This is a genomic window from Arcanobacterium bovis (assembly GCF_004331995.1).
Classification (GTDB): domain Bacteria; phylum Actinomycetota; class Actinomycetes; order Actinomycetales; family Actinomycetaceae; genus Arcanobacterium_A; species Arcanobacterium_A bovis.
In genome coordinates this window covers 140776-164393 of the sequence record NZ_SJDT01000005.1, presented here as the reverse complement: position 1 = coordinate 164393, position 23618 = coordinate 140776, and the positions used below count along the sequence as shown (strand labels likewise).

The window sequence follows — 23618 nt, the reverse complement described above, 5'->3', positions numbered from 1 at the left end:
CACCAGCAATTTGATTAAATCTAGTCAACGCGGCTCAGTGATACTTAAAATCATGCCGAACCAAGCTGTTTCCAAAGCCCAGCCAGGCCACCTAGTCGCTCTGCTCAGCCCTGGTAGCCCTCCTGCTCAGCCCTGACGGCCTTTCATACGTGGATTTTGCTTGTTAATCACGTAAATGCGGCCACGGCGACGAACAACCTGTGCGCCTGGCTGATTGACCAGCGACTTTAACGATGCACGTACTTTCATCAGCTGCCTTTCTTCCCGTAACGGCGCTGGAACTTCTCAACACGTCCAGCGGTGTCAACAATGCGGCCCTTGCCCGTCCAGAATGGGTGGGATTCCGAAGAAACTTCCACGTCAATCACCGGATAGGTGTTGCCATCTTCCCACTCGATCGTACGGTCAGAGGTCGCCGTTGAGCGGGTCAAAAACGCGAAATCTGCACTGCGATCACGGAAAACTACCGGATGGTAATCCGGATGAATATTAGGTTTCATAATTTTTTCTTTCTACACCGACAATTATTATCAACACAAGCTGTGTATTGCTTGCACAAGTTGTCTATCACCAGTACAAGCTGTCAGCCATCAGCCCGAACTGCCTATCACCAACACAAGCCGTTTTGACGACGTCGATGTGTTACCTCACCACGACGACTTGCGAATTCCTGGAAGCTCTCCACGCGAAGCCATCTCACGGAAACGCACGCGCGAGATTCCCGCCTTACGGAGGTAACCACGTGGACGCCCGTCCACCACATCGCGATTGCGCACGCGGGTAGGCGAAGCATCACGCGGCAGGCGGTGCAGCGCAGCCATAGCAGCTTCGCGCTCTTCTTCGCTCAGGTGCGGATTCACACTTGCTACTTTGAGCTGCGCACGCTTTTCGGCGTAACGCTCTACCATCGCGATACGGCGCTTATTCTTCTCAATCTTTGAGCGTTTAGCCATTAGCGCGACTCCTTGAATTCAACGTGCTTACGAACCATTGGATCGTATTTGCGAAGCACCATGCGCTCTGGATTGTTGCGGCGGTTCTTGCGCGTCACGTAGGTGTATCCGGTGCCTGCGGTGGACACCAGCTTGATAATTGGTCGAATGTCTTTTGCTTTGGCAGCCATCAGAACTTCTCTCCTCGAGCGATCATTTCCGCCACTACCGATTCAATGCCACGCTTGTCGATGGTCTTGATGCCGGTTGTCGATACGGTGAGCTTGATTGTGCGTCCCAAGGATGGCACGAAGTACCGCTTTGTTTGCAGGTTCGGGTCCCAGCGACGTCGGGTTTTACGGTGGGAATGTGATACAGCATTCCCGAAGGAAGGCTTCTTCCCAGTAACTTGGCAATATGTAGTCATACATGGCACTATATAGAACGACTCTCATTACTTGCAATTTGGAGTGACCAAAATGACTCAGCATTCTCTCGGAATTATTTCGACGCTCGACGAAAGCATCCGCGACCTTACCGCGCTCATTTTCTCGGCCGACGGCGCTTCCATTTTCACCAGCGCTTTCACCGACGACGCCACCATCCGTTTCGCAAGTCTCTCACCTTTCGAGGATAGTGAGGTTCACGAGTTTCCGATCGACGGCGATTGCGCAACTTGCGCACTACGCTCGGCTATCATCGAATTTACGCTGCGCCGCACGACATCAAGCTCCGAAACTTTACTCCTACTCCCACCAGGAGTAGAACTCATCCATCTTGTTCCTGGTCTAAGCGCCGAACTTGAATTAATCCCTGAAATACCTATCAAACTCATGGGCGTCACTCATATCATCGATTCGGCCACCGCCACCGACGACCTGCTCGGACACCGCGAACTACACGAAGTAAATGCCAACCTTTTTGAAGGCGACGAGCGCTGCCTTGCCGAAGTACACATGATGAACCTGGGCTACGCCGATATTATCCTCACTGTTGGCCCTGATAATGGGCTCGGACAAGAATTGATCGAGCACCTGCGCCCACACGATGTGCTCCTCCTCAATGGCATCGACAAGCCACTTCTTGACGAAATCCGCAAAATTGAGCACGATCCCGCCGACGGCGTCGATCGCATTCACCCAGCCACTACCCAAGCATGGGGCGGCCCCGATTCACACGGAACGTGGACGCTTGATCTCTATTCCGAAAACCCTTTCCATCCTGAGCGCCTGCGCGATATGGTGGCCGACCTCGCCGGCGAGAATGTTTGCGCACGCGGCTGTTTTTGGCTCCCCTCGCGTCCCGACCGTATCTGTTCGTGGGAAGCTATCGGCGGCGTCGTGAGTGTAGGCGACGCCGGAAAATGGTCTGAGCTGTACGTTACTGAGGACTCTGCGCCACTATCGCCACGCTGCCACCTGATCGTCACCGGCGTCGGAAACCCTGACGTGTGCGAAAAGATCGAAAAAGCTTTCCACGCGATTCTCATCGACAATCACGACGACGCTTACGCCTGGGTAGGTGCCGACGACGGATTGGGTGCTTGGTTCGGGGAGTAAACGCCCGTTCGGGACTAAGCTCCACCAAAACCCGCGGAGCATATCCGACGTCAATCCTGTATTCTGTGTACTACCTGCGCTCATTTGTGAGCAGCGTTCACAACGCGGGAGCTCTAACGCGCTTGCGTCTACAAAGCGCAGCTGCTACTAGCAGTAACCAGATATTTTAAGGAGACGACGTGGCCGTTATTCGTATCTATGAACCCGCTTTGTGCTGCAATACCGGCGTATGCGGCACCGATATCGACGAAGCTCTCGTAACCTTCACAGCAGATGTGAAAGCACTCGAAGCAAAAGGCGTGGATATTGCCCGAGCCAATCTCGCCACTGATCCGATGAAATTTGGTGAAGATCCTGCAGTCATTGCTTTCATGCAATCAGTTGGATCTGAAGGTCTGCCGCTCACATTGGTAGATGGCGTAACTGTCGCTACCGGACGTTATCCAAGCCGCGCAGAGTTGTGTGAATGGGCAGGGTGTGCAGACTCGGCGGCCAATTCCGAATCACCGTGCTGTGCTGATACGCCCTCGGCACAGGCACTGCCACTCATACAGCCCACTTCCAAAGCCGGCGATACGTGCTGTGGAGGAGAATCTTGCTGCTCCTAAACAAACCTCCACGCCACCTTTTCTTCACGGGAAAAGGTGGCGTTGGTAAGACTTCTATTGCCTGCGCAACCGCTGTTCACTTGGCAGATTCTGGCAAACGTGTGCTGCTCGTATCCACCGATCCTGCGAGCAATATCGGACACGCCTTAGAGACACAAATCGGTTCAACCCCTACTCCCATTCGCAGTGTGGCGAATCTTGACGCAATCGACATCAACCCACAAGTCGCTGCGCAAGCATATCGCGAGCGCATTTTGGCTCCAGTGCGCTCATTCCTCCCGCAGCGCGAAATTGATGCGATTACTGAACAGCTTTCTGGCTCTTGTACCACCGAAATTGCTTCATTTAACGAGTTCACTTCCTTGCTTGCGGGCGACGAAAGCACCGAGCAATACGATCACATTATTTTTGATACCGCCCCTACCGGACACACAATCCGCCTGCTCCAACTCCCAGGCGATTGGAGTAATTACCTTGATGTTGGAAAAGGTGATACATCATGCCTCGGTCCTATGAGCGGATTAGACAAGCATCGGTCAACATACCGGCAGGCACTGCAAGCTCTCAAAGACCCTCAACAGACCCGCATCGTGCTGGTAGCGCGTGCTCAACAGCCAACTATTGATGAAGTAGAACGCACATTCCATGAGCTCAAAGCACTCGACATTGAGCCAAGTAATCTGATAATCAACGCTGTACTTCCAGATCCAAGCTGCGATCCCGAATCACAAAACGATCCCCTGTACCGCGATATATTCCGCTCTGAACAGGGCGTTCTCAATTCCTTGCCCGACGTCTTAAACAAGCTGGACATGGATGTGCTTCCTCTCCAAGAACAGAATATGATCGGCGTCGATATGCTCCGCGAGCTGCTTGCACACGGGACTGCACCACATTGTGTGCCGCAAGAGGCCGTAACAACTCTGCATGACGCCGCAACGTCACCTGAGGACGCAGCAATATCGCGTGACGACGGAACAACACCGCCGTCGAACCTTTCGCGATCAACCCTGTCGCAATCACCTCAGCTTCAAGAATCACTAAGCACACTGATTGACGAGCTCGAGCCTAACCAACATGGCCTCGTGATTACGATGGGCAAAGGTGGGGTTGGCAAAACCACTCTGGCGAGTGCAATAGCGCTGGCTCTGGCACAGCGTGGGCACGAAGTGCTTCTCTCAACCACCGATCCGGCAGCTCATATTGACGCCGCGGTGAGCTCTGACCTGCCAAATCTCAGCGTTCGCGCCATTGACCCACATGAAGCCACCGAGCGGTATCGCCGCGATGTTCTTGAAACTAAGGGTGCACACCTCGACGCCGCCGGCAAAGCAGCGCTCGAAGAAGATCTCCGTAGCCCTTGTACCGAAGAAATTGCCGTTTTCAACGAGTTTTCCGACGTCGTCAAACTTGCCGAAACACAGTTCGTGGTGCTCGATACTGCTCCTACCGGCCACACCTTGCTTCTCGTGGATGCCACCGGCTCCTATCATCGTGAGATAACGCGCCAAGCAGGAAAAACTACAGACTCGGAAGCCACAGCCCTCACGCGCCTTCAAAACCCTGACCTCACGAGGGTCATTATCGTCACGCTTCCCGAGCGCACACCTATCTTAGAAGCGCAGCAACTCGTGGAAGATTTGGCGCGGGCACAGATTTATCCGTGGGCGTGGGCAGTGAACAATTCGCTATCGGCAGCCAATCCACGCTCGCCGTTACTCATGCAACGAGCCGAGGCAGAAACGCAGGCTATCGCAAGCGTTCAGGCGCAGTCCGAGCGTTGCGTAGTTATTTCTTCGCTTCAACCGACGGCGTAAGCTTCGATCCCTCGTTGAGAGCCTTCTCAACCTCAGCCACGAACAGCGGATTTCCATCCGGATTTGGGTGAGTGCGATCGCGGTAGACGGCGTCTGGGTTCTGTTCCACAATCGTGTACCAGTCAGCTATCGTCACTTGCTGAGGGTAACGCTCTTTAGCGCGAGCAATTGCCGCATTCGACTCTGGAATCCAGGTAGTACGGGCAGTCCCATGCCCCGTAATCAGCACAAGCACGCGATCCGGGCCAATTTCTTGCAACCAGCGATCAATGTCTGAATCGCGGATAGTACCGTTGTTAGCCACACCAATCACTACATAGTGGCGCAGCGTATTATCTGCCAGATGTTGCTGAATTAGCGGAGAAATTGAATGTTGGGAACGGTTTTTCTCTCCGTCTACAACGATACCGGGCCACTTATTCGCCATCACTGGATCCACCATGGCAATCACAGAGTCACCGAGCACCGTGATATGCTCGCCTGTCACAATTGCTTCGGCTTTAGTGACGGCGTCTTTATCCGGTTGAGCTGCTGCGCCACCTTGTTGACCGCCATTTTGTACCCCGCCTTGTTGAGCACCCTGCCCGTTTGCGCCATTCCCATTCTGCTGCGAGGCTTGTTCACTCTTCTGGAACCCCGCTTCGACTTCCGATTCCACAGGCGCTGCTACCAAGGCGTATACAAAGAGGGAGGAACACAACACCGCTGCAAAAAGCCGCATTGCTGCAAACCATTTCTTCGTCAGCACTGAGGAATCACCGTCGTTTGACTGGCGCATCGTCGAAACTTGAGTGCATAATACACCAAACCACTGCCGCAACGTGGCATTGATTCCGTTGTAGCGCATCGGATTTTCCACATACTTAAAGCTCAGAGCTGCAGCAGTGATCGAAACTCCGCCGATAATGAGCGTGGTAAGCGCCGGGTGCACATCTGGAAATACCGTCTGCCAGATAACCACCACTGGCCAATGCCAAAGGTAAATACCGTACGAGCGCTCCCCAATCCATGTAAAAGGTCGTAAATCAAGAAAAGCACGCAAACGATACGCAACCGACCCCGCTTGCTGGTACCGCGCCGTCATCCCCAAGGAAATCAACGCAGTACACACCGCAACTATGAGCATCACCCATGGGTAAGTGATTGAGATATGCTCGTCTGCAAAAACGAAACAGGCAAATACTCCTACGAGACCCAAAACGCTGAGTATGCCCATAATTTGTGCAGGTACGTGTGGGCGTTGCTCATCGGACGGCTCAAGCACAGAGCCAGCCATAATCGCAATTGCTGCACCGATCATCAAGCCAAAGGCGTGCGAATCGGTACCCATGTATGCGCGCGTTACATCTGCGCCACCAGCCACTAAATACGCCATCAAGCCAAGCGAAGCAGCAGCTAGAATCAGCGGCGAGGCAATCCGCAACGAACGATTGAGCCACCACAAACCCATCATAATAACGGGCCACAGGATATAAAATTGCTGCTCAACAGCAAGAGTCCACATATTCGTGAGAAGATTCGGAGAGCCTTGTTCAAAGTACTCCGAACCGGTAGCAATCGACACCCAGTTGTACGTGAACGTGAAAGCGCCCAGCACTTGACTGCGTAGCTTCACAAGAATGTCAGTGTTGATAAGCGCCGCAATCGGAACAGTGACGAAAACTGCAGTGAATACAGCAGGGAAAAGTCGACGCCAACGCCGCATCCAAAATCGAGCAATCCGGATCGTTCCGTAATTTTCGAGGTCTTTTACGAGGAGAGAAGTAATAAGAAAACCAGAAAGAACGAAGAACACGTCCACGCCAAGAAAACCACCAGGCAAAATTGTTGCCCACGTATGGTAGACCAATACTGCGATACACGCTATTGCTCGCAGCCCGTCAAGGCCACCTAAACGAAAAGTTGGCGACGGTGAGATCGCGCTATTTTCAGGCTTCTGGATTTGCATGCTGCTCTTGTTTCCTCCCACCTTCTCAGTCTAAAACACTGAAATATTCTCTCATCATTCTCTAAACGGATTGAGGAGCAACCTGCCTCATACCTGAGCATGATTACCTAGGTATTCTCTACACCTCTATCACTGCCTTGCACAGAGATTGCAATCGAATTGTTATTTATACCCAATACGCGTGTCGCTTTCACTATTTACCCGCTGGCTAGAAACGGCAATCCAGCAGGCACGAATCGTCAATTGCCGCAGATCTACCCTCGGCACTATTGACTATCTGCCAGCGCCGCCCGCAGTTCTGCGATGCTCGGCTGGCCCGGTGCTGATCCTTCACCAACCGTTGCAAAGGTGGCGATTGAGCCGTACTTCCACCCTTCGAGCCGCGAGCGCTTGCCCAACTCCCCCATCGACAGAGCGATAATCGGGCGGTCGTGCTCCCGCGACACCTTGCGTGCGGTGCACAGGAGGGCGTCGACATCGTCTTCACTGTTGGGAGTGACGGCGAGTTTCGGCACGGCACCGGGAAGCTCCAGCATCTCGTCGAATACCAGATACATGACGTCGGGATGAGGAGTTTCGTTCCAGTCATGGTGCGAGAGCACCACCGTGTAGCCCAGCTCTTGGGCGCGCTCACACAGCGCAGGCGTTCCTTCAAATCGGAATTCCAGATCAATTCCAATTCGCTCCGCCGGAACTTGCAGGTAATTCAAGGTATCGAGCATCTCGGCGAGCAAAATCCGGTAGCGCCCATCAGAAAGCTTGACTTGGCCACCTTGCTCCATCGTGCGAATCGTGAGTAACAAAGGCACGGTAGTGCAGGCAAGAATCGGTTCAACAATCTCTCTGCCGAGCGAGGTAAAGGACAGATTGTGGTGTGCACCGATCATAAAATCGATCCGCCACTCAATCACATCCGCGCCAGCAGCTTGCGCCTCTTCCGCCTGCTCAATGAGCATTTGCGTGGTGGTTCCAGTCAAAGGCACAATGACCGACGGCTTCTTCGATTCGTCAAATATCATTGCACCCACCTGTTTTCAGACCTTCTTCTCGTTTTCTTGGGGCGATTTCACAAACATCTCGATATATGTTCAGAAGTTGCCAAAATCGCACCAAATATCTCGCTACCGCACGCTCCATCTTAACAACCACCATCGATAGTGTCTGCGTATTTCAGCTCTCGGGAAATCAAATCCGCCGAAATGCACTATAAGCCCGAATTAACCGCAATGAACCTTCCGGCTCAGCGATCGTCACGCGACTCCCCTCACCTCGGAAAGTGCGCACAGTGATCCCTTCGTCCTCGCATAACGCAGTAAATCTTTGCGAAGCCCCATCAATTTCGTCACGCAAATTGAACCATACGAAATTTCCTTGCGGACTTCCGCCGCGCCAGCCCAACGCACACAAAGCGTTGACGACGTTCGCGCGCTCTTGTTTCGTAATCTCAACCCGGCGTCGCACCTCGGTAACTGAATCCAGTGCAGCTACCGCAGCTACCTGCGCCAAGGTATTTGTCCCAAATGGAGTGAGGCATTTGAGCAGGATTTGGCTGATATGCGGCTGAGCCAAAGCGTAACCGCAGCGCAAACCTGCCAAACCGTACGCCTTTGAAAAAGTGCGCAAAGAAATCACATTCGCACACTCTTTTACCAGCTCAACACCACGCACGGCGTCGTCCATCTCCACATATTCCACGTAGGCTTCGTCGAGCAAAACGGGTATGTGTGGCGGAACCTGGAGGAGGAAATCGCGCAGTTCCGTGTGGTTAAGAGCCGACGACGTTGGGTTATTTGGCGTACAGACGATAATGGCACGGGTGCGAGCGTTTATTTCTCCAAGCATCGCTACTAGGTCTGGATTGCCGTCGGCACGCAAGGGCACTTTAACTGCCTGCGCGCCCGCCATACTCACCGCGATGGGATAGGCTTCAAAGGATCGCCACGGCAGAACTACCTGCGAATTTGGCGTGCATATCGCGCTGAGGATCTTTTCAATGAGCGCCACTGAACCGTTGGAGATCGTCACATACGATTCGTCGAGCTGATGGAACTGGGCGATCTTGCTGGTAAGGAGACTGTTAGCCATATCGGGATAGCGATTTACATCTCCGAGATGAGCTTGAATCGCTGCTTGCACAGCCGGCAAGGTAGGAAAAGGCGATTCGTTGGAGGCAAGCTTAATAACGCCCGACTCACATGCTCTTTTTCCTGCTACATAAGCAGGAAGATCATAAATTTCGGGACGAAAAAACGACTCAAACGGACTCGCAGCAAATTCCATAATCTAATAATGCCCACTTTGCACGAATTGTGAAAGAGGTGCGACAAAACTCAGCTGTTCACTTTTGATCAGTTTTGCTCACTTTTTGAGATAGTAGCGTCCACCACTCGCAATGCCGCCGGCTCAGTCCAGACATCATGGAACAATAGAAATATGGAAGATTTTGCTCAGATAGAACCACCCATTGCTCTCGGACCACTCGACGGACGCTACCGCGCATCAGTAGCTCCACTCACCAACCACCTTTCCGAAGCGGCGCTCAACCGCGCACGTGTGCACGTGGAAATTGAATGGCTGATTTTCCTCACTAACAATGGTGTGCTTCCCGGTGCGCCGCGGCTCTCTGAGCAGGAAATCGAATACTTGCGGGCAATCGTGGCCAAGTTTGGCGCCGCCGACATCACCGAACTCAAAGAGATCGAAAACGAAACAAAACACGACGTCAAGGCAGTGGAATACTATCTCAAACGGCGTCTTGACCAGGCGGCGGACACCCTTGGCGAAACTTCGCTAGGCGACCTACACGAAATCGTGCATATTTTCTGCACATCGGAGGACATCAACAACCTCGCCTACGCAGTCACAGTGCGCGACGCTGTCCACCAGGTTTGGCTGCCGCAGGCACAGAAGTTCGTGGCTCAGCTTTCTGAACTCGCTCACGGCCAAGCAGATCAGCCCATGCTTTCACGCACGCACGGCCAGACTGCCACGCCAAGCACCTTGGGTAAAGAGGTTGCTGTGCTTGCGTTCCGCCTGCGCCGCCAGCTAAAACGGATCGAAAATGCCGAGTTTCTCGGCAAGATCAACGGCGCTACCGGCACCTTTGGCGCTCACCTTGCCGCGATTCCCGACGCCGATTGGCCGGCGTTGTCTGAAGCTTTCGTTACCGGTTTGGGCCTAACGTGGAATCCGCTCACCACCCAGATTGAGTCGCACGATTGGATGGCGGAGCTATTTGCGGACGTTGCACGTTTCAACCGGATTGCACACAATCTTGCCACTGATTTTTGGACCTACATTTCCCTCGGCTATTTCAAGCAAAATCTCGCTGCTCAGGGCTCAACAGGCTCCTCAACGATGCCACACAAAGTGAATCCAATTCGCTTTGAAAATGCCGAAGCCAATATGGAAATCTCGTGTGCTCTGTTCGATTCCCTCTCTGCCACTTTGGTAACTTCGCGCATGCAACGCGACCTCACCGATTCCACCACGCAACGCAATATCGGTGTAGCTTTCGGTCACTCCCTGCTGGCGCTCGACAATCTCCAACGCGGAGTTGCAGGTCTCGACGTCGATCCCGAACGTCTCGAGAGCGATCTGAACAACTCGTGGGAAGTGCTCGGCGAGCCAATTCAGCAGGCTATGCGCGCAGCTGCAATCGCCGGCGCAACCGGAATGGGAAATCCTTACGAAAGGCTTAAGGAACTGACGCGTGGGCGTCAAGTTACTGAGCAAGACATGCGCGAATTTATTCGAGAGCTGGGCATGCCTGCCGATGTGGAGGAACGTTTACTCAAACTCACACCGAGTAGCTACACCGGACTCGCATCACAACTGGTAAATTTTTTGAAATAAGGCTGGGTCGCATGGCGCAGCCACGCCCAATTCTTTCCTGAGCACTTAAGGCGCGCTATGTTTTCTCCTTTCCTCAACATGTTGGTGCAGGTCAATCCAATTCTTGCCCAGTCGAGTACGTCCACCCAAGATCTTTCAGGTGTGGCGGCATGGACTGTATCGATCATGGAATCACTTGGTGGTATCGGAATCGCCCTGCTCATTGCCGCTGAAAACCTCTTTCCGCCGATTCCCTCGGAAGTAATTTTGCCGCTCGCTGGATTTACAGCCTCGCAAGGCACTCAATTCGGCATCGTAGCGGCAATTATTTGGGCAACCTTGGGATCTGTGGTGGGCGCAGTTTTGCTCTATGGCGCTGCTCGCTGGATCGGGCGCGAGCGCACCCGTGCAATTATGGCCAAGCTCCCGCTTTTCGACACGTCGGATATCGATAAGACTGAGGCATTCTTCAACAAGCACAACCGATCAACGGTGTTTTTTGGGCGAATGCTCCCAATTTTCCGTTCTTTGATTTCCTTGCCAGCGGGCGTAGTCAAAATGAATATGCCACTCTTTTTGCTGTTCACAACAGTGGGCTCGGCAATTTGGAACACTGCATTGATCTATGCCGGATATGCGCTTGGCGAAAATTGGAGTCTGGTTGAGGACTACATCGGGATTCTCACTAAGATCGTTGCTGCAATCGTAGTTCTTGCGATCGTCGTGTGGATCGTGCTCAAAATTCGCCGCAACAAGAGCGAAACGCACGGTACTGGCGTCGAACGCTAGCTACTGGGCCTGCTTGAACTACCAGGCCTGCTTATCAATCGAAAGGGAATACCATGCCATCCAATATTGAACTTAAAGTTTCTGGAATGACGTGCGGACACTGCGCTCAACACGTTACAGACGAACTCACCGAACTCAGCGGAGTGTCTAATGTGATGGTTGAGCTCGAGGCTCAGGGCATTTCCACCGTAATTGTGATTACCGATTCCGATATTTCAGATGCCGATCTGCGCGAGGCAGTGAGTGAGGCCGGCAACTACACGGTGGAAGAAATTATCCGCTAGAAACCGCCACAAATCATGCAAGCGGGCAGCGATTCCCCTTTTTCTCGGCATGACGCACCAGATCATGACGCTGCAGCTAGTCGCGTCGTGGCAGCTGATCATAGCACTGAGGCCGATCACGACCAGCCTTACGCCGAAGTCGATCTCTCCGTAGCCGGCATGACCTGCGCTTCGTGCGTGGCGCGAGTCGAAAAGAAGCTCAACAAACTCGCAGGTGTGAACGCCGTCGTCAATCTCGCTACCGAGAGAGCGCGGGTGAGCATCGCCGAAAGTGCGCGCGACGTGACCGACGACGATCTCGTTGCCGTGGTGCAAAAAGCGGGATATTCAGCGCACGTACTGCAAAGAACTGTATTCGACGCCCCGGGTGAACAACATTCAACTCATGCGCAAAACATGGCCGCCTACGAGGAGGCCACGCAGCGCGCTAACGCCAATCGCATTGCGGATTTACGACGCCGTTTTGGCACGTCTTCCCTGCTCACAGTTCCGATTGTGGCGCTGTCGATGTTTCCCAGTTTGCAGTTTCTTGGCTGGCAGTGGGTGGTATTTGCGCTGAGCTTGCCGGTAGCGTGCTGGGGTGGCTATCCGTTCCATCGAGCGGCACTGCGGGCTGCCCGGCATGGTTCGTCCACGATGGATACGCTGGTGTCGTTAGGTGTGCTCGCCTCGATGCTGTGGTCTATCTGGGCGCTTGTTTTTGGTGGAGCTGGCACGTTGGGCTACACCATGCACATGAGCGGTATCCACGGACTCATGCATGCCAAGCAGCCACATCTTTATTTCGAGTCGGCGGCAATGATTGTGAGCTTCCTTCTGCTCGGGCGCTGGCTCGAGGCACGCTCTCGTCGCACTGCCCGCGACGCCCTCCACTCGCTCCTTGAGCTGGGTGCCAAGCGCGTTCATATCCTTCGTCGCGCCTCGGGAGAGACGGTAGACTCCGTGCGTGACGTGGAAGAACTGCAGGTAGGCGATTGCTTCCTCGTGAAACCAGGCGAGAAAATCGCCACCGATGGCGTGGTGGTAGAGGGCCACTCAGGTATTGAGGCTTCGCTTCTCACCGGCGAATCGGTGCCGGTTGAGGTTTGTGAGGGCGACGCCGTCACCGGAGCTACGCTCAACACCTCAGGTTCGCTCGTTGTGCGTGCCACCCGCGTAGGTGCAGAAACTACATTGCAGCAAATGGGCAGGCTGCTCACGGAAGCACAAACCGGCAAAGCCCAGATTCAAAATCTTGCGGACCGCATCTCAGCCGTTTTTGTTCCGGGCGTGCTGATAATCGCTCTGATAACGCTACTTGTGCGAATTTTTGTATTTGGCAATCCGCTCGGCATGGCGCTGGCCTGTGCAATTACTGTGCTCGTTGTGGCTTGCCCGTGTGCACTCGGTTTAGCCACTCCAACCGCGCTTTTAGTGGGATCAGGCGCCGCTTCGCAACGTGGAATTTTGATCCGTGGCGCAGAAATTTTGGAAACGGCACACGCAGTGGACGCGATGGTGCTTGATAAAACTGGTACGCTCACCACCGGCGTCATGACGGTCACGAGCGTGCAAGCATGCACTGACACATTCGATGAACGCGATGTGTTGACCCTTGCTCAAGCTTTAGAAAAATATTCTGAGCACCCGTTGGCGCAAGCAATCGTGCGCTATCAGTTGCCCGACGCCGCACCCACACCATCACACCCGACCGTATCGCTGCAGGCAAGCACATTCCGCGCCCATGCAGGTGGTGGGGTGAGCGCTGATGTAACGTTAAAACCTCAAGAAGATTCTGCCTCCTCAACCATTGCACATCTTGTCACCGCATCCGGCACGCATACCGTAACCAGCGCTGATACACACACTCTTCGAGCTGGAAGCATTGCATGGCTCAACGAACAGGAAGTTGATACCCACGCAGTAGCCGAAAAAGTGGAATCCGCTAACGAACGCGGCGAAACGAGCATTGTGCTCGCCCTAGATTCGCAGGCTATCGGCGTCATCAATATCCGCGATGTGCTGCGTCCAGAAGCACAGGAGGCGATTAAAGACCTGCTCAACCTCGGTATTACTCCGTTAATCGCAAGCGGAGATTCTATGCAAGTCGTGGAGTCAATCGCCGCTGAGCTCAATATTTCCGGTCAAGGAAACGTCTCACCGCAAGACAAACTTCGCATCGTCAAGGACATCCAAGCGCAAGGGAAACGTGTTGCTATGGTTGGCGATGGAGTGAATGACGCCGCTGCTCTTGCGGCTGCCGATCTTTCCATCGCACTAGGCTCAGGAGCCGATGTGGCACAGGCGGCGTCGAGTATTACGATCATGCATGGCGACATTCGTGCAGTTCCCGCAGCTATTCGCGTATCCCAACGCACGCTCGCCATCATCAAGCAAAATCTTGCTTGGGCATTTGGCTACAACTTGATTGCGATTCCAGCAGCCATTGCCGGAATTATTTTGCCTGGTCTTGCGGCTGCGGCGATGGCGTCGTCTTCCGTGATCGTGGTGCTCAACTCGCTACGGCTGCGCTCCGCCGCGCGATAATCAAACCGCACGATAATCAAACTGCCCTCGGCGTACCTCATCGCTCGCAACGCAACGGATCAACAAAACAAGCCCTGCGATACAGATATTTTGCCGCTATCCAAGTAAAATAAGCTGAGTGAACGACGAATTAAGTACGCAAACCCCACTCGGACCGCGCCGAACTGTGGTCTTAGTAGACGCTCCTCAGCAGTGGGTACGCCATCCGGCAGACCTCGTTGGAGCAATATTTGCGCTTCTCTTCACCGTTTTTTCTGGATTTCTCGCGGTCTACGCCCAAACAACCACGCTCGCTGTCACATCGGACGTGCGCACTGCAACGTCGGACGTTATCCAAACCGTGCTGCTCGTGCCTATTAACGTACTCGAGGGCCTCGTTTCTTTCGTTCTACCAGCCTTTCTTTTCGGCTTTACCTTATTACGACGCCGGTGGCGCACGATTGGCACTGCCCTTCTGGCGGCGCTGATTGCGGTAGGAATCGCGCAAATTATCTCGATGGTTGCCGAACGCTGGTGGCCGCAATCTGTATTTACCAGCCAATACGTTGAAGCCCTCACGATTCAGTCGTTTATTTCCCTGTTGCCGTACGTGTCGGTGATTTGCGCTTTTCTCACCGTGATGGGCTCAAGCAATCGTTCACAAATCGTACGAATTGGCTGGTGGCTGCTCGGTGCGGTGCTGGTATTCTCGGTGCTGCAAGGCCAACAGACTATAACGGGCGCACTCATTACTGTTTCGCTTGGAATGTCTGCCGGCATGTTCACTCGTTGGATGATCGGTTCCGAACCTGATCGTGCCACGGGAAAATCACTGGTAGATCTGGCGCGACGAGCACAAATTGACCTCGTTGAACTCGTGCGTGTTGATGAGCTTCCCAAAGATGAAGAAATCAAAGCCTGGAACGTGATCACCACCGCCCCCATCGGATACTCTGACCTGCAAGGACTCGCACAGCTACGCAAGTTCCTCACGAGCATCGTCTCAAGCGAAACTGCGGAGGCCGCGAATGAACCAAACGCGATTCACACCGGAACACTCAGCAATTCAGCAGCTCAATCCACACACACAGCTGAGATAGATGCGCAGCATATCGTATCCGCCGCCGAAACCCTCCAAGCAGCCGATAGTATCTCGGACGCCCCTCATATCGATGCCCACTCGCTACGTGAATCTGCGTGTAAGAACTACACTTACGCATCATCGAACGAAGTGTCACGCAACTACATCGCCACTGATATTCGGGGCGAAAAGTTTCATGTGCTTGTGCTCGACGAAGACCAAAAAATCCTCGGCCTGCTCGAAGATATATGGGAAAGATTGCGGCTAAAGCTGGCATTCCGGCGTCGTCCACAAACTCTGGCTGAAGCCGCCGAACAAATGACGCTCATGATCCTGAGCACCGAACGCGCTGGAATCGCCCCGGAGCGTTTTTGGTCTACCAGCGGAAATGAATCGTCAATTTTGGTGGTGAACCGCGCGATTTCCGATCCGGCACTTTCGCAGGAAACGGCTGAAACTGTTACCGACGCTCATCTTGATGCATTTTGGGCTGACCTCTTACACGCCCACCAGCAGGGGTTATGCCACGGAAGTATCGAATCTAACCACGTCACGGTTACCGGTCAAGGCCTACAGCTGCGCGCATGGCAATCTGGTTCAATCAACGCGCCCGATACCGCACGGCGAATCGATCTCGCCCAAACGGTATCGATGTTTGCGAGTGTTTTTGGAGTCCAACGGGCTGTTGCTTCACTAAAACGCTCAATTCCACTCGATCAGATTGTGGCCCTCGCTCCATTTTTGCAACGCACAATCATGCCAAGCCAAACCCGCGAAGCTTTCAAAGGGAACAAAAAGTATCAGGAGCTACGCGATGCGCTCCAGCTCGAAGTTCCGGAAACAAGTTCAGCAGAACCAGTGGCTTTGCGTCGCTTCTCGATCAAGACGATCGTGACGGTAACAATCGGCGTGGTGGCAGTTTACCTGCTGCTCGGATCGATGAATTTCGAGGACGTTTCCGCAGCTATTCAAGAAGCCTCTGTGGTATGGATGGTTTCTTCGTTTATTGCTGGTCTCGTTACCTACATTGGCGCTGGTATCACGCTCAAAGCCTACACGCCCGAGCGTTTGCCATTGCGTGATTCGATTCTCGTACAGGTTGCCGCATCGGTTGTCACTTTGGTGGCACCCGCCGGAATTGGTCCTGCGGCGCTGAACTTGCGTTTCTTACAAAAGCGCGGAGTGGCGACGACGGCGGCACTGGCTACCGTTTCCTTGGTACAGCTAGCGCAGTTGGTCACCACATTGCTGCTGCTCTTCGTGCTCACGCTAGTGTCCGGCCAAATCACCTCATTCTCGGCACCTTCTGCACCCACACTCACTGTGATCGGTATTGTGCTAGTTGTGATCGGAACTCTCCTGTTAATTCCGAAGCTACGCGCATGGATTTGGGCGAAGATCAAACCTTCCTTAGAGCAAGTGTGGCCGCGCATGGTCTGGCTCGGCACCCACCCCCAACGCATCTTGCTTGGGTTGGTTGGCTCAGTAATTATGAGCGCCGCATTCGTCTTGTGCTTCGGTTTTGCCCTCAAATCCTTCGGATACGAACTACCGATCGTCACCTTGGCGGTTACCTATCTGGTTGCTAACTCAGTGGGTTCGGCAGTTCCCTCCCCTGGTGGTATCGGACCAGTTGAAGCTGCGTTGACCGGCGGATTGGCGATTGCTGGAATTCCTTATTCGGTGGCTTTCTCCACTGCTGTGCTTTACCGACTCTTCACATTCTGGGGACGTGTGCCACTCGGCTGGGTGGCATTGCGCATCGCTGATCGGAAAAATATTATCTGAGCACGCGGCACCGCAACCGAACCGGCATAGGTGCCCCACCGGCGTCGGCCGCCTATCGCGCAGCGCAACCACATCCGCTCCGCAATAGCCTCAGCATTCGCAACCACACCGGCGTCAACGCCCACTAAAACCTCTCTACACAGCCAAAACACCTTAATTTCACGCACATACTGCTCAAATCTTTCGCGTGGTGGCTTTCAATGAGACAATAAGACTATGAACGAACGCGCTGGCAAACCTGCTCAATCAGAAGATCTTATTGACGTTGATGCACTCGTTAGTGCATATTACGACCGCGAACCTGATGTCGATAATCCTAATCAGGCCGTTGTATTTGGAACCTCGGGACATCGTGGAAGCGCTTTCGACAGTGCTTTCAACGAAGCACATATTGTGGCTACCACTCAAGCAATCGTTGAATATCGCCGTAGCCAGGGAATTGACGGCCCACTCTATATCGGGCGCGACACCCACGCACTTTCTGAGCCTGCCGAACGCACGGCTCTCGAAGTCCTAGCAGCTAACGGCGTTGAAGTGCGCATCGATGCGCGTCACTCGTGGACGCCTACGCCGGCCGTGTCGCTAGCAATTCTCACAGCCAATGGCGCAGGCGAAAGTGAAGGCGTGCGCACATACGGCCCTGGGCTGGCCGATGGAATCGTGATTACGCCGTCGCACAACCCACCTCGGGACGGCGGATTCAAGTACAACCCTCCACACGGTGGGCCAGCAGACTCCGATGCCACCAGCGTTATTGCAGCTCGCGCCAATGAAATTCTTCGTGAGGGCTGGAAGAACGTTAAGCGCATTCCGTTTGAGCAGGCAGTAGCGGCGGAGACGACGCGCGGCCACGATTACCTCTCGTCGTACGTTGAAGACCTTGCGTCCGTCGTCGATTTTGATGTTATTCGCGACGCCGGTGTGCGCATTGGCGCTGACCCGATGGGTGGCGCTTCCGCACAGTACTGGGGAGCAATCGCCGAGCGGTACGGAATTGACCTCACCGTCGTCAATCCTGACGTGGATCCTACCTGGCGTTTCATGACGCTGGACTGGGACGGAAAGATCCGTATGGACTGCTCCTCGCCTTACGCGATGGCATCGTTGCTGGCGCGGATGGAAAAAGATGCCAACGGAAATACGCCGTTTGATATTGCGACCGGCAATGATGCCGACGCAGATCGGCACGGTATCGTTACCCCAGATGCTGGGCTGATGAATCCGAACCATTACCTCGCCGTCGCAATCCAATACTTATTTACCCATCGTGAGCAGTGGAATACCGACGCCGTGGGCAAGACGCTTGTTTCGTCGTCGCTAATCGACCGAGTGGTAGCTGGGATGGGCAAGAAGCTCGTGGAAGTGCCGGTTGGATTCAAGTGGTTTGTACCAGGGCTCATTTCGGGCACTACCGGTTTTGGCGGCGAAGAGTCGGCAGGTGCGTCGTTCTTGCGGAAGAATGGCACTGTATGGACCACCGATAAAGATGGCCTGGTCATGGACTTACTAGCAGCTGAAATTCTCGCGGTGACGGGTAAGACCCCTTCGGTATTGCACCGCGAACTCACCGAGAAGTACGGCGAGTCGGCCTATGCGCGTATTGATGCTGCGGCCACGAAAGAAGAGAAAGCCAAGCTTGGCGCGCTCTCTCCAGATGATGTGACTGCTACGGAGCTTGCTGGCGAGCCGATCACTGCGCGGCTGGTGCGGGCGCCTGGCAATGATGCACCACTGGGCGGATTGAAAGTGACCACTGAAAATGCTTGGTTTGCTGCACGTCCATCCGGAACTGAGGATGTTTACAAGATCTACGCTGAGTCTTTCAAAGGCGCTGAGCATCTGGCGCAGGTTCAAGAAGAGGCCAAGAAAGTGGTGAGCGCTGCGCTGGGTGGGTGAGCTTGGTGTCGAGCGACAGTTCCATGCGAGACAGGTGAAAACCATGCCCGACGGCATTGTGCTTAGCGGAATCGCGCCCTAACTTAGGCGATTCTTGAGTTATCGCGCTATATATGTGCGATAACCAAACCAGCGCTTAAGTTAGGGCAGCGTTTTTCACGCGCGGCACAACCCCGCCGCACAGCCAGCCCCACAACCCCGCAAAATACGAGGCGTGGCAACTTTTGGCAATTAACTACACAAGCAGGGAATTCTGCCTAGATTAGAAAAATAAGGCAGAAATCCTCCCCTGCAAGGATGCACAAAAGGAGTTCACATGACCCGTCCTTGGGAAAATACCTCACTCGAACCGGCTGAGCGCGCACGCCTCTTGGTGTCTGAAATGACGCTCGAGCAGAAGGTTGATCAGCTTGGTGGCGCGATGCAAACCATCAACCCGTACAAGCTGGATATTGACGATCCAGAAATCAACCAGCTGCGTATTTGGCGTCACGCTGATCCAGTTGAAGAACTCGGGATTCCGCGCTTCAATATCACGAATGGACCGGTTGGCGTAGGAATGGGCGACGGCACACCGTCACCACCTGCAACAGCGCTCCCTGCTACACTCGGATTAGCAGCAACCTTCGATCCTGAACTCGCCTACCGATATGGCGAACTCGCCGGCACTGAAACACGTGCGCTTGGCCAACACTTGCTCGAAGGCCCTGGCATGTGCCTTGCCCGAATCATCACCGGCGGGCGCAATTTCGAATACTTCTCCGAAGATCCATATCTCTCAGGTGTTATGGGCGTGAATGTCACTCGGGGTATCCAAGACCAGGGAATTATCGCCGAAGCCAAACACTTCGCGCTCAACGATGAAGAAGAGCAGCGCTTCCGCTACGACGTGCAGTGCGATGAGAACGTGATGCGCGAGCTCTACCTGCTTCCCTTTGAAATGACCGTAAAAGACGGCGAAGTGGGCTGCCTCATGGGCTCCTACCAGCGTCTCAATGGCACATACGGATGCGAAAACTACTGGCTGCTCACCAAAGTTCTGCGCGAGGACTGGGGATTCACTGGGTACGTGCAGTCTGATTTTTGGGCGGTCCGTTCCACTGCGCAGTCGCTCAATGCGGGCTTGGATCACGAAATGCCAGATCACAACTGGATGAACATGGAAAATATCCAGCATGCACTCGATCAATGCATTTTGGAAGAAAAGACGATCGATCGCGCCCTCATTCGCCGTTACACCCAGATGTTCAAGTTTGGGCAGTTTGACAACGTGCACGAGATGACACCAATTGACGCCGAAGCAGGCGGAGCGTTTGCCCGTGAAGCCGCAGCTCGCGTGATTGTTTTGTTGAAGAACGACGCCGTTGCAGAACTTGGGAACGAGCCTTTGCTTCCGCTCGACCCAGCTAGCGCCGGAAATATTCTCATTGTTGGAATTGACGATTTTGCGAATAATATTGCCAACTGCGGCGGCGGTTCCTCTCAGGTGATCCCGCTTTACGAAGTACCACCACGCGAAGGCATGATTGACGTGCTCGAAGAACTCGGTGCAGCAAATAAGGTGGAAGTATTCACCGTTGCCGACGATATGAGCAACCTCGACGAAGCGCGTGATGCCGTTGCAGCCGCTGACACCGTTGTGGTGATGGCAGGTCTGATCACCACCGAAGGAAAAGACCAAAAAGACGCAAATCTTCCCAAGCGCCAAAATGAGATGCTCGATGCGCTTCTCGGAATTAATCCGCGCACTGTTCTCGTGCTCAAAGACGGCGATCCGATCATGATGCCATGGCGCGATAAAGTGAGCTCCATCCTCGAGTGCTTCAATCAGGGTGAAGAGGACGGACACGCAGTAGCCGACGTGCTCTTTGGCTCGGTGAACCCGTCTGCCAAACTTCCGATTAGCTATCCAGCCTCTGAAAACGATACCTGCGTGGCAGGAGATCCTTCGCGCTATCCAGGCGTTGATGAAGGCGCTGGTTACCCAGTCATGCGCTACTCCGAAGGTCTCAATATGGGCTACCGCTGGCATCAATCCCAGCACATCAAGCCAATGTTTGAGTTTGGATTCGGTCTGTCTTACACCACGTTCGACATCTCGCATCTCGACGTCACCACCGACGACGTTCGCACCGGAGCCGCAGCTAGTGGCAAGGTTAGCGTCACGGTGAACGTTACGAATACGGGACGACGCGCGGGCGCCGAAGTCGTACAGGTTTACCTCGGTATTCCAGTGGCAGGGCAACCGCCAAAGCGACTCGTTGGATTCCAGCGCGTTTATTTACCTGCTGGTCAAACGCAACGGGTGACGATCACGCTCGATCTTGGCGCGTCGTCGCACCCATTCGGCGTCTGGGATCGTAACGCAGACGACTTCGTGACTGTGCCAGGCGAATACTCGATTTATGTAGGCAATTCGTCCGAAAATACGCCATTAGTCACCACGATTGACCTGTAAGCACGTAAAGTAGATTTCACAGGGGCTCAATCCCAGGGTGTGCGGGACGCCAACAGCTTAGGCGTCCCGCACACCCAGAATTTTCAGGCGCTCACAAAACTCAGGAATTCTCAGGAGGGCGGTGCGAAATATGTCGAAACCTAAGCGAGTAACGATCTACGATGTTGCCCGAGAAGCTAAGGTTTCTCCATCAACAGTTTCGCGCGCTTTTTCCAATCCGGGGCGCGTGAGCGCCGATACTTCCGCCCATATCTTTGACGTGGCGCGCAAGCTCGGCTTCCATACGGTGGGAGCTTCCTACTCTGACCAGCGCGAAGAGAATCGAACGCTCGCATTCGTGCTCGCCGATCTCTCTAACCCTGTGTATGCCTCAATGCTTGCGGGCTTTCAGTCCACAGCCACGAAGAATAATTACTCGGTGATTATCCTCAATTCCCAAGAAAATGAGGCGCTCGAACGTAGATCAGTGATGCATATTCTCGACACAGTAGACGGAATTGCACTTGCCGCTTCACGGCTATCACCTGCATCAATCTTGAAAATTGAAAAGACGCGCCCTCTCGTTCTGCTGCACCGATACTCTGAGGGCCACACTTGCGTGGTACCCGATACTTCCCACGGCATCGGGCAAATCTGCGAGCACTTGGCGAGCCTCGGCCACCGAAAATTGACCTACCTAAGCGGTCCCGAACTTTCGTGGGCAAATGCCATGCGTTGGCGAGCAGCTCAGGCAAAGACAGTGGAAGCCGGCATCACACTGATCCGCACCCAAAACTACACTCCAGATTTCGACGGCGGACAACGCGCAGCTGACGAGTGGTTCACAAACCCAACCTCCGCCGTCTTAGCATATAACGACCTTATGGCCTGCGGTTTCATGAAAGCTGCCGCCAATAAGGGCTTTAATATTCCGCGCGACGTATCCGTGATAGGAATTGACAATTCAATCACCTGCACGATTGCCGAGCCGGAACTGTCATCGCTCTCCTCGGGAAGCTACGAGATTGGTGAACAAGCTGCTCTTTCGTTAATTTGGCAAGCTGATAACCGTTCGCGGCGAGATCGGCGCGTGATCACAGTACCAACAGATTTCGTTCAGCGCCAAAGCACCGGACCGCGAGCGCAAGTTCCACTCGAATCGCGTATGCTGTAACACCTTAAATCACGTATGCTGTAAGAAACTGACCTGAGAAAGCACGGTCTAGCGAAGCTCGAGCAAATATTCGCTGCGTGAGCTTCACCTAAACGCGAGACGAAAACCGCCACACACAATTCATCATAAACAAGACGGAGCACAGACATGGCACAGGCGTGGAAACCTCCTATTTCGCTTGATCGTAGCCTTGACGTGCCCCTCCATGAGCAAATTTCTTATCCAATCCAGCAGGCAATCATCGCCGGTGAGCTCGCTCCGGGTACTTTGATCGAAAATGAGCTTTCCCTTGCCGCACGGCTACGAGTGTCTCGTCCTACCGCCCGCCATGCCTTACAAACTCTCGTTGATCAGGGTCTTTTATTACGACGCCGGGGCTTCGGTACCGTTGTGGCACCTAAACCTCGACACAGACTCCAGGAGCCGTCGTCGTTATTCAACGACATTCGACGTGCAGGTAGCGTTTCCGATACGCAAATCTTGCGCTACCAAAAATGGCAGGCTGATGAAACAATCGCGCGACGCTTGGAATGCCCGATTGGATCCGATGTACTTGAGCTCGAACGTTTACGGTTGAAAGACGGCGTACCCGTAGCGATTCTCTACAACTGGCTTCCGTTCCAGTTCGCGCCAAGTCCAGATCAACTGCTTACCGTGGGTCTGTATCAACATTTACAGCAGCTTGGAATCACTATCGCGTCCACACGGCAAAGTGTTGGCGCGCAACGCCCCAAACGCGCGGTTGCGCGGCTCTTGGGTATCACCACTCGCGATCCGATCCTTACGATTGAGCGCACTGCTTTCGACGCCGAAGGGAAGATTGTGGAGTGGGGGTACCACTCTTATCGGGGCGACCGTTACCAATATGAGTCCACTGTATTTTCCGAGCTACCAGCATCATAAACCACCGTCCACGTCGCTACTGCGCTCAGCGCATAAAATCTCTGCCAAATACCGCAGCGTTAT

At 53.9% G+C, this 23618-nt stretch carries 20 protein-coding genes; 12 read left to right on the top strand and 8 right to left on the bottom strand.

The features are described 5' to 3' along the window. Positions 1-126: 126 nt before the first annotated feature. From ykgO to rpmB, 5 genes are all read right to left on the bottom strand, one after another. Positions 127-249 carry a type B 50S ribosomal protein L36 gene (gene ykgO / locus EZJ44_RS07355; RefSeq protein ID WP_124054563.1) on the bottom strand — a complete coding sequence of 41 codons (123 nt, stop codon included), beginning with the start codon at positions 247-249 and terminating at the stop codon, positions 127-129. Next, the gene (locus EZJ44_RS07350; protein WP_131281855.1) at positions 249-500 is read right to left on the bottom strand and encodes a type B 50S ribosomal protein L31; all 252 of its coding nucleotides are present in this window, start codon (positions 498-500) and stop codon (positions 249-251) included. Before EZJ44_RS07350 ends, ykgO begins: the two co-directional genes overlap by 1 nt. A 147-nt stretch (positions 501-647) precedes the next feature. Next, a complete protein-coding gene (gene rpsN / locus EZJ44_RS07345; RefSeq protein WP_131281852.1) occupies positions 648-953 on the bottom strand; it encodes a 30S ribosomal protein S14 in 306 nt (101 codons plus the stop codon). Further along, positions 953-1123 (bottom strand): 50S ribosomal protein L33, encoded by a 171-nt coding sequence (gene rpmG, locus EZJ44_RS07340; RefSeq protein WP_131281850.1) that lies wholly within the window; start codon positions 1121-1123, stop codon positions 953-955. Before rpmG ends, rpsN begins: the two co-directional genes overlap by 1 nt. Then, positions 1123-1359, bottom strand: coding sequence for a 50S ribosomal protein L28 (gene rpmB, locus EZJ44_RS07335; RefSeq protein ID WP_131281848.1), 237 nt, complete (start codon positions 1357-1359; stop codon positions 1123-1125). Before rpmB ends, rpmG begins: the two co-directional genes overlap by 1 nt. Before the next feature lie 52 nt (positions 1360-1411). On the opposite strand from rpmB, the gene EZJ44_RS07330 reads away from it, so the two are divergent. The 3 genes from EZJ44_RS07330 to EZJ44_RS07320 all read left to right on the top strand — a co-directional run bounded on the left by EZJ44_RS07330 (position 1412) and on the right by EZJ44_RS07320 (position 4916). After that, positions 1412-2491: a CobW C-terminal domain-containing protein gene (locus EZJ44_RS07330; RefSeq protein ID WP_131281846.1), complete on the top strand. Its 1080-nt coding sequence runs from the start codon at positions 1412-1414 to the stop codon at positions 2489-2491. 179 nt (positions 2492-2670) lie between these two features. Beyond that, positions 2671-3099: an arsenite efflux transporter metallochaperone ArsD gene (gene arsD / locus EZJ44_RS07325; protein WP_131281844.1), complete on the top strand. Its 429-nt coding sequence runs from the start codon at positions 2671-2673 to the stop codon at positions 3097-3099. After that, entirely contained in the window at positions 3087-4916 is a 1830-nt protein-coding gene (locus EZJ44_RS07320; RefSeq protein ID WP_241658634.1) for a TRC40/GET3/ArsA family transport-energizing ATPase, read from the top strand. The genes arsD and EZJ44_RS07320 overlap by 13 nt, the downstream gene beginning before the upstream one ends. Here the strand turns inward: EZJ44_RS07320 and EZJ44_RS07315 are convergent. From EZJ44_RS07315 to EZJ44_RS07305, 3 genes are all read right to left on the bottom strand, one after another. Then, on the bottom strand, positions 4888-6864 hold the full coding sequence (locus tag EZJ44_RS07315; protein ID WP_131281842.1) for an acyltransferase family protein: 1977 nt from the start codon (positions 6862-6864) through the stop codon (positions 4888-4890). The two genes, EZJ44_RS07320 and EZJ44_RS07315, sit on opposite strands and share 29 nt — an antisense overlap. Before the next feature lie 266 nt (positions 6865-7130). Then, complete coding sequence (gene aroD, locus EZJ44_RS07310) at positions 7131-7883, bottom strand: type I 3-dehydroquinate dehydratase (protein WP_131281840.1); 753 nt, start codon at positions 7881-7883, stop codon at positions 7131-7133. A 166-nt stretch (positions 7884-8049) separates the two neighbouring features. Continuing rightward, a complete protein-coding gene (locus tag EZJ44_RS07305; RefSeq protein ID WP_131281838.1) occupies positions 8050-9144 on the bottom strand; it encodes a histidinol-phosphate transaminase in 1095 nt (364 codons plus the stop codon). A gap of 153 nt (positions 9145-9297) precedes the next feature. Between EZJ44_RS07305 and purB the strand changes: the two genes are divergently transcribed. The 9 genes from purB (at position 9298) to EZJ44_RS07260 (ending at position 23555) form a co-directional block, all read left to right on the top strand. Then, on the top strand, positions 9298-10719 hold the full coding sequence (purB, locus tag EZJ44_RS07300) for an adenylosuccinate lyase (RefSeq protein ID WP_131281836.1): 1422 nt from the start codon (positions 9298-9300) through the stop codon (positions 10717-10719). A gap of 57 nt (positions 10720-10776) precedes the next feature. Beyond that, positions 10777-11487 carry a DedA family protein gene (locus EZJ44_RS07295; protein ID WP_241658633.1) on the top strand — a complete coding sequence of 237 codons (711 nt, stop codon included), beginning with the start codon at positions 10777-10779 and terminating at the stop codon, positions 11485-11487. A gap of 53 nt (positions 11488-11540) precedes the next feature. Continuing rightward, a complete protein-coding gene (locus tag EZJ44_RS07290; protein ID WP_131281834.1) occupies positions 11541-11771 on the top strand; it encodes a heavy-metal-associated domain-containing protein in 231 nt (76 codons plus the stop codon). A gap of 15 nt (positions 11772-11786) precedes the next feature. Continuing rightward, entirely contained in the window at positions 11787-14297 is a 2511-nt protein-coding gene (locus EZJ44_RS07285; protein WP_131281832.1) for a heavy metal translocating P-type ATPase, read from the top strand. A 118-nt stretch (positions 14298-14415) separates the two neighbouring features. Further along, positions 14416-17145, top strand: coding sequence for a lysylphosphatidylglycerol synthase transmembrane domain-containing protein (locus tag EZJ44_RS07280; RefSeq protein WP_131281830.1), 2730 nt, complete (start codon positions 14416-14418; stop codon positions 17143-17145). Between the two features lie 216 nt (positions 17146-17361). Further along, complete coding sequence (gene pgm, locus EZJ44_RS07275; protein WP_131281828.1) at positions 17362-19041, top strand: phosphoglucomutase (alpha-D-glucose-1,6-bisphosphate-dependent); 1680 nt, start codon at positions 17362-17364, stop codon at positions 19039-19041. Between the two features lie 316 nt (positions 19042-19357). Further along, positions 19358-21499: a beta-glucosidase gene (locus EZJ44_RS07270; RefSeq protein WP_131281826.1), complete on the top strand. Its 2142-nt coding sequence runs from the start codon at positions 19358-19360 to the stop codon at positions 21497-21499. A gap of 130 nt (positions 21500-21629) precedes the next feature. Next, complete coding sequence (locus tag EZJ44_RS07265) at positions 21630-22652, top strand: LacI family DNA-binding transcriptional regulator (RefSeq protein ID WP_131281824.1); 1023 nt, start codon at positions 21630-21632, stop codon at positions 22650-22652. Between the two features lie 147 nt (positions 22653-22799). Further along, positions 22800-23555: a GntR family transcriptional regulator gene (locus EZJ44_RS07260; RefSeq protein WP_131281822.1), complete on the top strand. Its 756-nt coding sequence runs from the start codon at positions 22800-22802 to the stop codon at positions 23553-23555. The last annotated feature ends 63 nt before the right edge of the window (positions 23556-23618 follow it).

Bases quoted from the DNA above. Each gene is read 5' to 3' on its own strand.
- EZJ44_RS07285 (WP_131281832.1), top strand. From the start codon at position 11,787: ATGCAAGCGGGCAGCGATTCCCCTTTTTCTCGGCATGACGCACCAGAT.
- EZJ44_RS07315 (WP_131281842.1), bottom strand. From the start codon at position 6,864: ATGCAAATCCAGAAGCCTGAAAATAGCGCGATCTCACCGTCGCCAACT.
- rpsN (WP_131281852.1), bottom strand. From the start codon at position 953: ATGGCTAAACGCTCAAAGATTGAGAAGAATAAGCGCCGTATCGCGATG.
- EZJ44_RS07270 (WP_131281826.1), top strand. From the start codon at position 19,358: ATGACCCGTCCTTGGGAAAATACCTCACTCGAACCGGCTGAGCGCGCA.
- EZJ44_RS07295 (WP_241658633.1), top strand. From the start codon at position 10,777: ATGTTTTCTCCTTTCCTCAACATGTTGGTGCAGGTCAATCCAATTCTT.
- pgm (WP_131281828.1), top strand. From the start codon at position 17,362: ATGAACGAACGCGCTGGCAAACCTGCTCAATCAGAAGATCTTATTGAC.
- ykgO (WP_124054563.1), bottom strand. From the start codon at position 249: ATGAAAGTACGTGCATCGTTAAAGTCGCTGGTCAATCAGCCAGGCGCA.
- EZJ44_RS07290 (WP_131281834.1), top strand. From the start codon at position 11,541: ATGCCATCCAATATTGAACTTAAAGTTTCTGGAATGACGTGCGGACAC.
- purB (WP_131281836.1), top strand. From the start codon at position 9,298: ATGGAAGATTTTGCTCAGATAGAACCACCCATTGCTCTCGGACCACTC.
- EZJ44_RS07350 (WP_131281855.1), bottom strand. From the start codon at position 500: ATGAAACCTAATATTCATCCGGATTACCATCCGGTAGTTTTCCGTGAT.
- EZJ44_RS07305 (WP_131281838.1), bottom strand. From the start codon at position 9,144: ATGGAATTTGCTGCGAGTCCGTTTGAGTCGTTTTTTCGTCCCGAAATT.
- rpmG (WP_131281850.1), bottom strand. From the start codon at position 1,123: ATGGCTGCCAAAGCAAAAGACATTCGACCAATTATCAAGCTGGTGTCC.
- aroD (WP_131281840.1), bottom strand. From the start codon at position 7,883: ATGATATTTGACGAATCGAAGAAGCCGTCGGTCATTGTGCCTTTGACT.
- rpmB (WP_131281848.1), bottom strand. From the start codon at position 1,359: ATGACTACATATTGCCAAGTTACTGGGAAGAAGCCTTCCTTCGGGAAT.
- EZJ44_RS07330 (WP_131281846.1), top strand. From the start codon at position 1,412: ATGACTCAGCATTCTCTCGGAATTATTTCGACGCTCGACGAAAGCATC.
- EZJ44_RS07260 (WP_131281822.1), top strand. From the start codon at position 22,800: ATGGCACAGGCGTGGAAACCTCCTATTTCGCTTGATCGTAGCCTTGAC.
- EZJ44_RS07265 (WP_131281824.1), top strand. From the start codon at position 21,630: ATGTCGAAACCTAAGCGAGTAACGATCTACGATGTTGCCCGAGAAGCT.